At 73.3% G+C, this 13,819-nt stretch carries 9 protein-coding genes; 1 reads left to right on the forward strand and 8 read right to left on the reverse strand.

The window, feature by feature from the left end; genetic code table 11:
* Positions 1-376: 376 nt before the first annotated feature.
* Positions 377-2,299 carry a cell division protein PerM gene (locus AQI70_RS18495; protein ID WP_244181739.1) on the reverse strand — a complete coding sequence of 641 codons (1,923 nt, stop codon included), beginning with the start codon at positions 2,297-2,299 and terminating at the stop codon, positions 377-379.
* 113 nt (positions 2,300-2,412) lie between these two features.
* Between AQI70_RS18495 and AQI70_RS18500 the strand changes: the two genes are divergently transcribed.
* On the forward strand, positions 2,413-3,552 hold the full coding sequence (locus AQI70_RS18500) for a sigma factor-like helix-turn-helix DNA-binding protein (protein ID WP_062151068.1): 1,140 nt from the start codon (positions 2,413-2,415) through the stop codon (positions 3,550-3,552).
* A gap of 83 nt (positions 3,553-3,635) precedes the next feature.
* On the opposite strand, the gene sucD is transcribed toward AQI70_RS18500, so the two are convergent.
* From sucD to AQI70_RS18530, 7 genes are all read right to left on the reverse strand, one after another.
* The gene (gene sucD / locus AQI70_RS18505; protein ID WP_062151071.1) at positions 3,636-4,520 is read right to left on the reverse strand and encodes a succinate--CoA ligase subunit alpha; all 885 of its coding nucleotides are present in this window, start codon (positions 4,518-4,520) and stop codon (positions 3,636-3,638) included.
* 28 nt (positions 4,521-4,548) lie between these two features.
* Entirely contained in the window at positions 4,549-5,730 is a 1,182-nt protein-coding gene (gene sucC, locus AQI70_RS18510) for an ADP-forming succinate--CoA ligase subunit beta (protein ID WP_062151074.1), read from the reverse strand.
* A gap of 509 nt (positions 5,731-6,239) precedes the next feature.
* Positions 6,240-8,432 (reverse strand): hypothetical protein, encoded by a 2,193-nt coding sequence (locus AQI70_RS40200; RefSeq protein ID WP_244181743.1) that lies wholly within the window; start codon positions 8,430-8,432, stop codon positions 6,240-6,242.
* A gap of 277 nt (positions 8,433-8,709) precedes the next feature.
* Positions 8,710-9,738: a hypothetical protein gene (locus tag AQI70_RS18520; protein ID WP_159042683.1), complete on the reverse strand. Its 1,029-nt coding sequence runs from the start codon at positions 9,736-9,738 to the stop codon at positions 8,710-8,712.
* A gap of 282 nt (positions 9,739-10,020) precedes the next feature.
* On the reverse strand, positions 10,021-11,184 hold the full coding sequence (locus tag AQI70_RS18525) for a VWA domain-containing protein (RefSeq protein ID WP_062151080.1): 1,164 nt from the start codon (positions 11,182-11,184) through the stop codon (positions 10,021-10,023).
* Positions 11,181-11,318, reverse strand: coding sequence for a hypothetical protein (locus AQI70_RS39220; protein WP_159042684.1), 138 nt, complete (start codon positions 11,316-11,318; stop codon positions 11,181-11,183). The genes AQI70_RS18525 and AQI70_RS39220 overlap by 4 nt, the downstream gene beginning before the upstream one ends.
* An 11-nt stretch (positions 11,319-11,329) precedes the next feature.
* Positions 11,330-13,780 (reverse strand): DUF5682 family protein, encoded by a 2,451-nt coding sequence (locus tag AQI70_RS18530; protein ID WP_062151083.1) that lies wholly within the window; start codon positions 13,778-13,780, stop codon positions 11,330-11,332.
* Between the last annotated feature and the right edge of the window lie 39 nt (positions 13,781-13,819).

The raw sequence follows: 13,819 nt of genomic DNA on the forward strand, positions 1-13,819 counted from the left end.
CGTCCGAGGACAAGACCACGCCGTCCCTAGCCCCCACCCACCCGGAGGGGACCCGCACACCAATGGCGGTCACTTCCTGGCGCCGACCACGCATTTCAGCCCGCCCGGCGTCCGAGGACAAGACCACACCGTCCCTAGCCCCCACCCACCCGGAGGGGACCCGCACACCAATAGCGGTCACTTCCCGACGCTGGGCCAGGCAATCTCAGCCCGTCCGGCGTTTGAGGACGAGGCCCGTTCAGGGCCGAAGCGGGGGTCTGGGGGCTGCAGGCCCCCAGGGACCGGGGTTGAAGGGGCGGAGCCCCTGGAGGATGGGACGGGTAGGGGCGGCGGGGGCGCAAACATCCGTCGGCACCCCACCCCGGGCATCCGGCGTTCACTGGGACGCGGTGCCCTCACGGACGCCGGGCGGATCCGAAGGGTCCCCTGGAACCGACGGATCCGCATCCACCGATTCCGAGGGCGCCGGCCCCGGCGGCGGCCCAGGCACCGGCTCAGCCTGCGGAAAGTCGTACGGCTCGAAGGTCGTGTCATGGTCGTACGCCACATACGGCAGTTCCTGCTCGCGAACCTCCTCGCCACCCCCCTGTTCACAAGCCCCACCGCCACCCCACTGCTCGCGAGCCTCGCCTTCGTCCGCCCCACCCTGCTCGCACGACCCACCCCCGACCCCCCGGCCCTCCCCCACGCCACCGGCCTGCTCCTGCTCCAGCGCCGTGTACGCCACCTCATGGTCATAAACGGAGTGCCCCGCCTTCGAGTCCGTCGTCGGCACCCCCTCCCCCTCCCCGGCGTCCGCCCCCCGCGACAACCGCCCGCCGACCACCGGCAGCCGTGCCCCCAACCGGCCCACCGACTCCGCCACGTCCTCCGTGCCCCCCGCCGCCCCCTTCCGGCACCGCCACCCCCGCCCCAGCACCGCCACCGGAACCCCCACCACCGTCACCCACCCCAGCGTCGCCACCCCCGCCTGCCACCACACGGGCCCGAACCGCGCGAGCACCCCGACCCCCAGCGGCCCACCCGACAGCGCGGCCAGCCCAGCGACCCCGGCCGCGCACAACACGGCGGCCAGCACGGCAACCGCGGCGGTCCGCCCGTACGACCAGACTTCGCCGGCAGCCGCCGGCCCGCCCCGCGCGCGCCCCACCTCAGTCGCCGGCCCGGTCCGCGACCGAACCGCCTCGGCCGCCCGCCCGCCCTGCGCCCGAATCACCCCAGAAGCCGGCCCACCCTCCAGCCGCTCCTCCGCCCCCCACCCACACACAGCGGCCCCCGCCACCAGCCACCCCATCACCGCGCCCGCCGCCAAGGGCACCACCCCGACCCCCCAGTGAAGCGGCTGCACCACCCCCGCATCCGGCACCGCCTCCAGCAACGGAAACGGCGGCAACAACGGAGCGGGCGCCGCGGACAGCGGACCCACCACATGCCCCGCCCCGAGCACGAACCCCGGCCCCAGGGCATACGCCGCCGCCCACACCGCCGCGTTGGGCACGAGCGCCATGCACAGCAGCAGCACCGCGAACCGCCCCGACCACCCCTCCGTCAGCTGCACAAAGGACTCCCGGGCCGCCCCGCCGTGCCACACCAACGACCCGCCCACAAGCAGGGCGCCACCCCCGACGAGCACCGCCCCCCCGGCCCCGGCCGCCCGCGCCGCGGCACCGAAACGGGCCCGCGCCCGCACCCCGGGCACCAGCCGCCGCACCCATCTCGGCAAGGCGACCAGCACCCGCTCCACCACCTCGGGCGGCCGTCCGCACGCCGTCCACACCCCCACCCCCGCCGCCCCCATCGCCACCAACGGCACACACACCGCGACCCACCCCCACGCCGGCCGCAGATCACCCCGCGCCGCGTACACCGCGGCCACCACCCCGACCCCGACGTACCCGAGCACGACTCCGGCCCACGCGGTACGCCCCGGTACCAGCGGCGTCCCGTCACCCCCGTCCGCCGCGGCGTCCCGCGCCGCCCGGTGCACCAGCCACACCGGCAGCACGAACAGCAGCAGCGGCGTGACACCGACCGGCGCCGGGACCCCCGAGAGCGTGTCGCTACGGACCAGTTCGACGCCGTGCGCCAGCAGCCACAGCACGGCGGCGACATGCAGGGCGCCTCCCGGCCCGCTGTCCGGATACGGCGAACTGATCCACAGCACCATCACCAGCACCGTGAGCACACCCAGCCCCAGTCCGGCCGCCACCGCGCCCCGGAGCAGGCTGGGAGCCAGTCCGGGCGTCCGGTGGCGCATGCGTCTGAGCAGGACCGACGGGGGCGTTCGACGAGCGGTCATCTCGATCACGCCGCCATGCTGCCAACGACACGCGCTTTTCTGTCGTAATAGGCGAACTTCGGATGTGTCGTTCAATATACGTTTATGTACTTTTTCGCACGGAGGGGTGCACGGTGACGCAGAGCCACGCCATCCCGCTCCCCCCGCCCGAAGAACGCCGACGCCTGCGCGAGGCCGGTGCACTGACACAGGCTCAGGTCGCGGCACGGGTGGGCGTCACCCGCGAGACGGTATGTGCGTGGGAGTCCGGCCGTACGACACCGCGGGGCCGGCGGCGAGAGGCGTACGTGCGACTGCTGGATTCCCTCGCGGAGAAGGCGGAGAAGACGGTGCTTCAGGAGCCCTCGGCCGAGCCCGCGGTGACGGGACATCAGCGAGTGGCCGACGACGCCGTACATGCGGCCGGCCCCGGCAGTGAAGACCCGGAACCCAGCCACGAACCCCCGCCCGAACGCCCCCTCACCCCCGCCCAGGCCTTCGACGCGCTCTACGCCTTCTGCGCCCCCGCCCTCGTACGGCAGACATATCTGCTCACCGGGCGCCGCGAGCTCGCACGGGAATCGGTCGAGCGGGCCTTTCAACTCGCCTGGCAGCGTTGGCCCGAGGTGGCCCGGGACCGGGACCCGGCAAGCTGGGTACGGGCGGCGGCGTACGACTGCGCCCTCTCCCCCTGGCACCGGTTCCGCCCCCGCTACCGGCATCCCGAACCCCCGCCCTCCGACGCGTCCGACCGCGCCCTGATGGCCGTACTCCTGACCCTCCCGCCGCCCCAGCGCCGCGCGCTGCTCCTCTTCGACGGTGTGGGCCTCGGCCTGCCGGAGACGGCGGCGGAGACGGAGGCGAGCACACCCGCGACCGCGAACCGTCTCCTCCACGCCCGCGCCGCGGTCGCCGCCCACCTCCCCGCCCTGTCCGACCCAGCCGAGCTCCACGACCGCCTGGCCGAACTGGCCTCCACGGAGCGCCTGCGCGCGGCCAGGCCGACGGACGTGCGTGACGGCAGCGAACGCCGGGCCCGCTTCTGGACGCGGGCGGCGATCGCGTTCACGGTGGCGCTCATCGGCACGACGGCCCTGACCCTGCGGACGGCACCGACCCGGTACGAGCCACCGGTCCCGCCGGGCGCGACGGTGCTGGGCGTGCCTCCAAGGGTGGCGCCGGGGCCGTTGTCGGAGGCGGAGGTGAAGCTACGGGCGAAGTTGCGGTCGGAGGCACACAACGGACCGCAAAGACTCGCGCCGCAGCCGGGGTAGCGCGGGGCGGGCGAAAACGCGGAGGGCCCGCCCCCACGCAGGGAACGGGCCCACCAACGTCAGCCGGAGAGCAGTAGAACCGCTCAGCCGCCCAGAATCTCCCGGGCCAGCTTCGCCGTCTCGGTGGGCGTCTTGCCGACCTTGACGCCCGCGGCCTCAAGGGCCTCCTTCTTCGCCTGGGCGGTGCCGGACGAACCGGAGACGATGGCGCCGGCGTGGCCCATGGTCTTGCCCTCGGGCGCGGTGAAGCCCGCGACGTAGCCGACGACCGGCTTGGTCACGTTCTTCGCGATGAAGTCCGCGGCCCGCTCCTCGGCGTCGCCACCGATCTCGCCGATCATGACGATCAGGTCGGTCTCGGGGTCGGCCTCGAACGCGGCGAGCGCGTCGATGTGCGTGGTGCCGATGATCGGGTCGCCACCGATGCCGACGGCGGTCGAGAAGCCGATGTCACGCAGCTCGTACATCATCTGGTACGTCAGCGTGCCGGACTTCGACACCAGGCCGATACGGCCCGGCTTGGTGATGTCGCCCGGGATGATGCCGACGTTGGACTGACCCGGGGTGATGATGCCGGGGCAGTTCGGGCCGATGATGCGGGTCTTGTTGCCCTTCTTGCCGGCGTACGCCCAGAACGACGCCGAGTCGTGCACGGCGATGCCCTCGGTGATCACGACGGCCAGCGGGATCTCGGCGTCGATGGCCTCGACGACCGCGTCCTTGGTGAACTTCTCCGGCACGAAGATGACGGAGACGTTGGCGCCGGTCTTCTCGATGGCCTCCTTGACGGTCCCGAAGACGGGTACCTCGGTGCCGTCGAAGTCCACGGTCTGACCCGCCTTGCGCGGGTTCACGCCGCCCACGACGTTCGTGCCGTCACCGAGCATGAGCTTGGTGTGCTTCATGCCCGTGGCGCCGGTCATGCCCTGGACGATGACCTTGCTGTCCTTGTTGAGCCAGATAGCCATGGTGTGTTGGTGTCCTCGTCCTGAGTGCTTACTTGGCGGCGTGGGCCAGCTCGGCGGCCTTGTCGGCCGCGCCGTCCATGGTGTCGACGCGCTGGACCAGCGGGTGGTTGGCGTCGGTGAGGATCTGCCGGCCGAGCTCGGCGTTGTTGCCGTCGAGGCGGACGACGAGCGGCTTGGTGACCTCCTCGCCGCGGTCCTCAAGGAGCTTCAGGGCCTGGACGATGCCGTTGGCGACCTCGTCACAGGCGGTGATGCCACCGAAGACGTTGACGAACACGGACTTGACGTCCGGGTCGCCGAGGATGATCTCCAGACCGTTGGCCATGACCTGGGCGGAGGCGCCACCGCCGATGTCCAGGAAGTTGGCCGGCTTGACGTTGCCGTGCTTCTCACCGGCGTACGCGACGACGTCCAGGGTGCTCATGACGAGACCCGCGCCGTTGCCGATGATGCCGACCTCGCCGTCGAGCTTGACGTAGTTGAGGTTCTTCTCCTTGGCGGCGGCCTCGAGCGGGTTGGCCGCGGCCTTGTCGTGGAGCTCCTCGTACTCGGGGTGACGGAACTCGGCGTTGTCGTCGAGGGACACCTTGCCGTCGAGGGCGATGACGTCACCGGAGGCGACCTTCGCGAGCGGGTTGACCTCGACGAGGAGGGCGTCCGACTTGATGAAGGTGTCCCACAGCTTGATCAGGACGTTCGCGACCTTGTCCGCGACCTCGGCCGGGAACTTGGCGGCCTCGACGATCTCGCGGGCCTTGGCCTCGTCCACGCCGTCGATGGCGTCGATCGCGATCTTGGCGACGGCCTCCGGACGGGTGGCCGCCACCTCCTCGATCTCCATGCCGCCCTCGACGGAGGCGATGGAGAGGAAGGTGCGGTTGGCACGGTCGAGGAGGAAGGAGACGTAGTACTCCTCCAGGATCTCCGGGGCCGTCTCGGCGATCATGACCTTGTGGACCGTGTGGCCCTTGATGTCCATGCCGAGGATGTCGGTCGCCCGGGCGACGGCCTCGTCCGGGGTCGCGGCCAGCTTGACGCCACCGGCCTTGCCGCGGCCGCCGACCTTCACCTGTGCCTTGACGACGGACTTGCCACCGAGGCGCTCAGTGGCTGCGCGGGCCGCCTCAGGCGTGTCGATGACTTCACCGGCCAGCACCGGTACATCGTGCTTGGCGAAGAGGTCCCTCGCCTGGTACTCGAACAGGTCCACGCGCTTCCGTCCCTATCAGTGATCTCGCGGTTCGTTGGATGCGTGGGCGTGCCGCGAAGGGCAACGTGACGGTCCGCATGTGTCACAAGGGAGGCGCACACGGTGTCCGAGCGCGCGGCATGTCCGTCTCGCAGGTTATCGCCGCGGGGCGGACCTCTCTAAATCGCATCTCACACGTGAGCGGTGATACCTGTCACATGATGCCGCGATCAGCCGAGATCACTGGCACGGCGTGCCGACTGTGAGGCCGTTGGTGGCGGTCATGAGAGGCCATGAGAGGCCATGAGAGGTCACGAGGGGCATGAGAAAGGACCTCACCGGGTTGGGGTTGACCCGGTGAGGTCCCTTGAACAGCCCGAAGAGGCACGAATGGGCCGCCCCGGTGGGCTTGGGACGGGTGCTCCCCACCCCAATGGGGAGCACCCGTCCCTTCCGCGGGGGTCCGCCCGGACCGGCCGACGGCTTTCGGCCGTCCGGGTCCGGCTGCCCCCACGGAGTCGAGTCGGCGGTCAGATGCCGTACGTGCCGTACGCGTCGTACGTCTCGTAGGCGCCGCCGTGGTGCAGGTCGTGGGCGGCCTGGACGGCCTGGGCGTCCTGCGCGTAGCCCGGGGTGACCGAGTGGGCCACGCCGTGCCCGCCCGCGACGGCGTGGCCGGCGAGCGGGCCCGCCGAGCCGTGGACCGTCCCGGTCACATCCCCGGCGAAGGGTGCGACCTGGCCCGCGACGCCGTGGGCGAACGGGTCGACCTCGCCGACGACACCGCCCGCGAAGGGCTGCACGTCGCCGGTCACGCCGTACGCGAACGTCGTGGCGCTGCCGCCGACGCCCTGCGCGACCGGCTGGACGGTGTCCATGACCGTGTCGACGACGGGCTGGACGGCGCCGGTGACGCCGTACGCGAACGGCTGCACGTGCTCGGTGACGCCTTCGGCGAAGGGCACGGCCTGCCCGGCCACGCCGTGCGCGAAGGGGTCGACCTGGCCGACGACACCGCCCGCGAAGGGCTGCACGTCACCGGTCACGCCGTACGCCAGCGCACTCGCGTCCCAGACGGCCTGCTCGGCGACCGGCGCGACGCCGTGCACGGCGGTGCCGGCGACGGGCGGCAGGACGGCACCGCTGCCGCCCGCGGCGACCTGGCCGGCCAGACCGGTGGCGTACGGGGGTACGTCCGCGGCGACCCCCTGCACGACCGGCTGGACGTCGGCGACGGCACCGGCGGCGACGGGCTGGACGTCGGCCAGGGTGCCGTGGGCGAAGTGCTGTACGTCGCCGACCGCGCCGTGGGCCACCGGCTGCACGCCCTGCACGACCCCGCCGACGACCGGCTGGACCCCCTGGACGGCACCGGCGGCGACCGGCTGCACACCCGCGACGGCCTGGCCGGCCACGGGCTGGACGTCGGCGACGACGCCGTAGGCCAGCGCGGTCGCGGCGTCGACCGTGTGCCCGGCGGTCCGGGCGACCCCGGCGACAGCACCCTGGGCGACCGGGACGACGCCGTCCACCGCCTGGCCGACGACCGGCTGCACACCGGCCACCGCGCCGGCGGCCACCGGCCGGACGCCGTCCACCGCGTGCCCGGCGACCGGGGTCACCCCGGCCACGGCGTGGGTGGCGGCGGGAGCGACACCCGCCACGGCGTGCTGGGCGGCCGGGACGACGCCCTGGACGGCGCGCCCGGCGACCGGCTGCACGCCGTGCACGGCCTCGGTGACGATCGGCGGGACGGCCGCGTCGGCGGTCTGCTCGACGACCGGGGTGACGGTGCCGGGGACGGTGCTGACCGTGCCGACGACCCGCTGCTTCACACCGCCGGCCGTGCCGGTGACGTGGCTCGGGACGGCGGAGACGGAGGCCTCGGCGGCCGTCTTGGCGGCGGTCGCCTTGCCGGTGGCGGCGGACTGCGCGGTCGCCGCCGTGGTGGTGGCCTTGCCCTTGGCGGTGGCTACGGCGGCCTGGGCGACGTCCTGCGCGGCCGTTCCGGTGCGGCCCGCGCCGGCGACGGCGTACTGCGCCTTCGTCCGTACGACGCCCTCGACGCCCTGCGCCTGCGCACGGGCCGCCGCCTGGGTGCCCTGCAGCTTGGTCTGGGCGGCGGCGAGCGCCTGCTCCAGCTCGGGGGCGAACGCGGCGAGCGGGCCGAAGAGGTAGTCGATGGCGTCGGGGAGCTTCGGGGCGTCCTGCGGCGTGTCCCTGAGGTCGGTGACGCCCGCGGCGACCTGGGCCTCGGCCCGCGCGGCTGCCTTGACCGCCGTCTGGTCGGCGCGGGCGGCCTTGGCGCCCTGGATGCCCTGGGTGGCGCCCGTCGCCTTGGTGGCCTTGGCGTACTTGGCGGCGGACGGGATCGTGACCTTGGCGTCGACGTAACGGCGGGCCTGGTCGGCGGGGCTCGTGGGCGCGGTCCTGACCGTGCCGGCCGTGTCGTCGACCGTGCCGGTGGCCCCTTCGGTGACGCCGGAGACGGTGCCCGTCACATCGGAGACGACACCGTTGACGGTGTCGGTGACCACGCCGAGCAGACCGGAGCCGTCGGCGCTGTCGGCCGTGGCGCTCGCGTCGGCCGCGTCGGTGGTCGTGTCCGGTACGGAGAGGGTGGAGGCGGGCAGCTCGTCCGCGCTGGCGGCGGTCGAACCGAGCGCCCAGGCGCCGGTCACACCGGCGGCTATGACGATCGAACGGCGGATGTTCTTGTTCATACGTGCGTCGGATCCCTAGATCTTGGGGCTCCGAAGGCCCCCGGAGGATCGGCGGATGCGAATGGCTCCGGGACTTCGGACGGTTGGGGACATTCCGGCGCCGTTCCGGTCGCGGTCCGGGGAGTCGGGGACCAGCGGGACCGGGTACGGCTCCGGCGGCTTCCGTCCGGGGGATGTCCGGGGGACATCCGGGAGCTGGGGGGTGTCCGGACGGGCGGGCAGACCTGTTTCCGCCCCCGCGCGGCAGGTCTACGGCGGGGAGGGCCGGCCTACTGGCCTAAGCGGGGGAAACCGGAATGTCCCGGTGCCTGTCCTGGATCCCGTCCGCGTCGACGCGGACGACGACACCGGCGATCAGCCGCAGCGGGGCCCGCTGGTGCAGCGCGACGGCGTGCGCGTCACCGTGCCGCGACGAACCGCTGTCGCCCGCCGAACGGTTGCCCAGCACCCCGCCCGGGTGCTCGGCCTGCGCCTGGTGCGCGGGGGCGTAGCCGGAGGGGGCGGTGCGGTGCGGGTCGGCGGACGCCGAGGCACGGAACACTGCGGCGTCCACGCCGAACCGGGGCCCGTGGACGCCGGTTGCCTCCTCGCGGACGCGCTCCTCGTCGTCGCGCCGGTCAGCCGACGCGGGCGCCGGGGACTCCGGCTGCGGCGTCCCGGTGACGGGCGCGGGCAACGTATGCCCGGGCACCGGGGGCACCGCGGGCACACCGGGGGCGGGGAGGCCCGGGAAGCCGGGGGCTTCCGGGAGAACGGGGGCATGCGGGAGGCCGGGGGCATGCGGGAGACCGGGGGCTTCTGGGAGGCCGGGAGCTTCCGGAAGGCCGGGGAGTTCCAGTCCCGGCCGGCTCGGCCAGGTCGGCGACTCGGGGGCGGACGGCAGGGAGGGCAGTGACGCCGGCGGCGGCACCTTCGCCTGCGCCTCGGTCAGCTCCTCGGTCACCGTCTGCACGACGTCCCCGACCGGCTGCACGGCACGGATGCCGACGGTCTGGACGACGCGATCGGTTAGAGGGCGCAGGGCTTGGCCGTCACCGTCGCTGTTGCCGTCGCTGTTGCCGTCACCGTCGCCGTCCAGGCGGGCGTGGTCCGTGGGGGCCAAGGTCCGGGGAGCTGCCCTGAGGTCGGCGGACGACGTGGACGCAGTGCCGACCGACACCCCATCCGCCGCATGCGCCTGCTCCCCGCAGAGGAACCCGATCGCGAACAGAGCGCCCACCAGCAGCACCAGCTGCAGGGCACGCCGCCCAGCCGCAGTGCGCAGGACGCGCAGAGCGGCAACAGGCAAGGCGGCTGGCCAGGTCAAGGCGAGGTGGGTCCTCCCGTGCGGCGGAACGAGGTACACGTGACGAGCAACGAGTCGGCGCGACGCGGTACGGACGAGCGGAGCGCAGCGCACCGCTGATGAGGCGTCGATCCTCGCACGGCAGTGCGGAGGTTGCGCAAGCCCCCCGTTACCGATGGGTACTCATGTCCGTTTTGCTGGCCGAAGTCGGTCGTCACCGGGTCGACAAATCACCTGTATTTCCTCCCCATATCCCTCCTCGCAGTGTCGGAGACGCACCGCGCCCTGTGTTCGGGACGCACGTCACACCGTGTCCGGCACCGGAATCGGCCGCTTCTCGATGGCCGCCGCCATCACCTCCGGGAACAGATCGGGCGTGCAGGCGAAGGCCGGTGCGCCCAACGCGGCGAGCGCGGCCGCGTGTTCCCTGTCGTACGCCGGCGCCCCCTCGTCCGACAGCGCCAGCAGCGCCACGAACTGCACCCCCGACGCCTTCATCGCGGCGACCCGCTTGAGCATCTCGTTCCGTATGCCTCCCTCGTACAGGTCGCTGATCAGCACGACCACCGTCTCCGTGGGCCGGGTGATCTGCGACTGGCAGTACGCGAGCGCCCGGTTGATGTCCGTACCGCCGCCGAGCTGCGTGCCGAAGAGAACGTCGACCGGGTCGTCGAGCTGGTCGGTGAGGTCGACGACGGATGTGTCGAAGACGACCAGCCGTGTGCTGATGGACCGCATGGACGCCAGCACGGCCCCGAACACGGACGCGTACACCACGGACGCGGCCATCGACCCCGACTGGTCGATGCAGAGCACGACTTCCTTCTTCACGGACTGCGACGCCCGCCCGTACCCGATGAGCCGCTCCGGCACGACCGTCCGGTACTGGGGGAGATAGTGCTTGAGGTTGGCCGCGATCGTACGGTTCCAGTCGATGTCGTGATGGCGTGGCCGGCTGACCCGCGCGCTGCGGTCGAGGGCGCCGGTGAGGGTGGCCCGGGTGCGGGTGGCGAGCCGCTTCTCCAGGTCCTCGACGACCTTGCGCACGACGGCCCGTGCCGTCTCCTTCGTGGTCTCCGGCATCGCCCTGTTGAGCGAGAGCAGCGTGCCGACGAGGTGCACGTCCGCCTCCACCGCCTCCAGCATCTCCGGCTCCAGCAGCAGCGTGGACAGCCCGAGCCGGTCGATGGCGTCCCGCTGCATGACCTGTACGACGGACGACGGGAAGTACGTCCGGATGTCGCCGAGCCATCGCGCCACGGACGGCGCCGACGCCCCGAGCCCCGCCGAACGGTCCTTCCCCGACTGCGCCTTGTCCCCCTTCCCGTAGAGAGCCGCGAGTGCCCCGTCCATCGCGGCGTCCCGCCCGGCGAGCGCGCACCCGGTGCCGTCGGCGCTGTCCCCGCCCAGCACCATCCGCCACCGTCGCAGCCGCTCCCGCGCCGGGTCCGTCGACTCGGTCGTCATCGGCACGCTCCCTCGCGAGGCCGCTCCCACAGCGGAATCACCGGCACGGTCGTCGTCGGCCGCCCATGCGCCCGCAGCGCGGGCTGCTGCCTGCCGGCACCCACCGCTTCGCCCCGCTCCTCCGACTCGCTCACTCCGTCACTCCTCATCCCGTAACCCCCACGAGTCCCTTGTCGGACAGGTCGTCCTCGACGTCCTCTTCCGCCCGCTCGATCCCCAGCAACAGCCGCACCACCGGCAACACGGCATCCGCCCGCTCGACATCGAGCTCGGCGGCGAAGCCGGGTATGCCGGAGCCGCCGACCTGCGTGCGCGCACGCTCCCCGGGCCCCCGCCGGACCAACTCGCCCAACGTCCGCCGCACCCCCGGCTCATACGCCGAGAAGGTGCGCCTCAGCAGCGGCAGCACATCCGTGAACGCCTCCGCCGACACCCCCGTCAGCCACGCGTCCACCAACCCGAGCAGTCGCTCGTCGTGCACGAGCAGCATCCCGCCACCCGAACCGCCACCGACGAACCCCTCGATCCAGGCGGCCGCGTCCCCCGGCGACGTCCCAGGCGACAGCGCGAGCCCCATCAACCGCGCCGCCTCGTCCTGCGCCAACTCCCCGTCATCCAGCAGCAGCCGCACGGCACGCCCCCGGACGACGCCGGGCACGCTGTCCCGCACGGACAGCACCCGAAGCACCGCACGCCAGCGGTCGCGGAGGGCGCGGTGGCCGAGGGCGGGCGAGCCGCCCGGGCCCTGGGCAGCCAGCCCCGACGCAGCGTCCTCACCTTGCGTGCCCCGCCCCGCGGCAACCGCGTCGCCCAGCAACCCCACCGCCCCATGCACCGCGTCCACATGGCGCCGCATCTCTTCGGCCGCGTCCGCGTCCAGCGCGGCGCAGGCCGGGGGCAGGCCGACGAAGATCCGCTCGGCGAGCCCCGCGGCGACCTCCGTGAGCGCTCCGGTGTCGGTGCCGCGCACATCGCCGTACCGCAGCGAGCGGACCAGCGCGGGCAGGGCCTGGGCGAGATGGCCGACGTCGGCGTCGAGGGCGGCCCGGTCGGCGAGGACCCGCATCACCACGGGCAGCGCGTCCGGCAGTTCGGCCAGCAGGCAGCGCTCGGCGAGTGCGGTGACGTCGGCGAGGCCCTGCGCGCCGACGGCGTCCGCCTCCGCCTTGGCGGTCGCGGCGGCGAACACGGTGGTCCCCCACACCCCGGCCTCCGCGACCCGCACGGACAGCTCGGGCTCCCACCGCAGCCGCCACGTCTCCCGGAACGTCCCCGTGCTCCCCCGCGACACGACCGGCTCGCCCCACCGCACACCGAGCAGCCGCAGCCGGTGCAGCAGCCTGCTGCGCTCGGCGTCGTTCTCCTTGCGCAGGTCGAGCTCCAACTCCCGCTCCAGCGCCTCGGGTTTGAGCCGCAGCCGACGCTGGATGCGGTCGAGGTCCCGCTGCAACGGCACCGCCGGCGCCGACCGCGGCACCTCCCCGAGCACGTCCCCCACCACGAGCCGGTCGTGCACCAGCGCCAGCGGCACGTCCGAGCCCTCGCACATCACCGCCCGCACCGCGTCCGTCGTCTCGCTCAGCCCCGGCAACGGCCGCCCCCGCATCGCCGCGAGCGTCTCCGCCAGCCGCACCGCCTCGATGACGTGCGCCGAGGACACGAGCCGGTCCTCGTCCCGCAGCAGCCCGGCCACCTTGGTCATCCACCGCTCGACCGGCCGGTCCGGCGCGCCGAAGAGGTGCCCGTACCACCCCGGCGAGTCGATCCCCGCCCCGTACCCGCTGGCCCGGGCCAACCGCCGATACGTCCACGGCACCCAGGTCATGTCCGCCTTGACCTTGGGCAGCCCCTTCAACAGCGCCTTGTCGGCGGCCACGGTGCTCTTCTGCCGCAGCGCGGGCACATGCCACGCCCCGCACACCACGGCCACCTCGTCCCCGAACTCCCGCTGAGCGACACGGACCTGGAGCCGCATATACGCCTCCCGCACGAGGTCCCGCTCATGCCCCCCGGTCCCGTACACCTCCCGCAACGCCCCCATGGCCTCCTCAAGTCCGAGAAACGGCGCGAACGCGTCGCCGTCCCCCACACCCCGGTGCTCGACGACGTCCTCCCACCAGCGCTCGGGGTCGTCATAACCAGCGGCATCGGCGAGCACGGCGAGGGGGTCGACCCGGACGTCGGCACCGGCGCCGTTCCCATGGGCCTGCACTTCGGCGGCGTCGTCGGCCTGCTTGTCGGCGGGTGCCGACTCCGCGTCCTTGCCCCACGCCAGCGTGTGGGTGGCCGGCAGGTCGATGAAGCGGGCCGGGACCTGATGCTCCACGGCCCAGCGGATCGCGACCCACTCCGGGGAGAACTCGGCCAGCGGCCAGAAGGCCGAGCGGCCAGGTTCGTCCACGGCGTGGGCGAGGAGGGCGACCGGCGGCCGCATGGCCTCGTCGGCGGCGAGCGGGATCAGGGCATCGGCCTCGGGCGGCCCCTCGATCAGCACGGCCCGCGGCCGGGCCGCGGCCAGCGCCGCCCGCACCGCCCTCGCCGACCCGGGCCCATGGTGCCGTACACCGAGCAGCAGCGGTCCCGGCGGCTTCGCCACCGAGGCGGATGCAGCCAGGCTGTCCGACCCCGCCCGCCC

The sequence above is a fragment of the Streptomyces curacoi genome (assembly GCF_001513975.1).
GTDB classification, from domain to species: domain Bacteria; phylum Actinomycetota; class Actinomycetes; order Streptomycetales; family Streptomycetaceae; genus Streptomyces; species Streptomyces curacoi.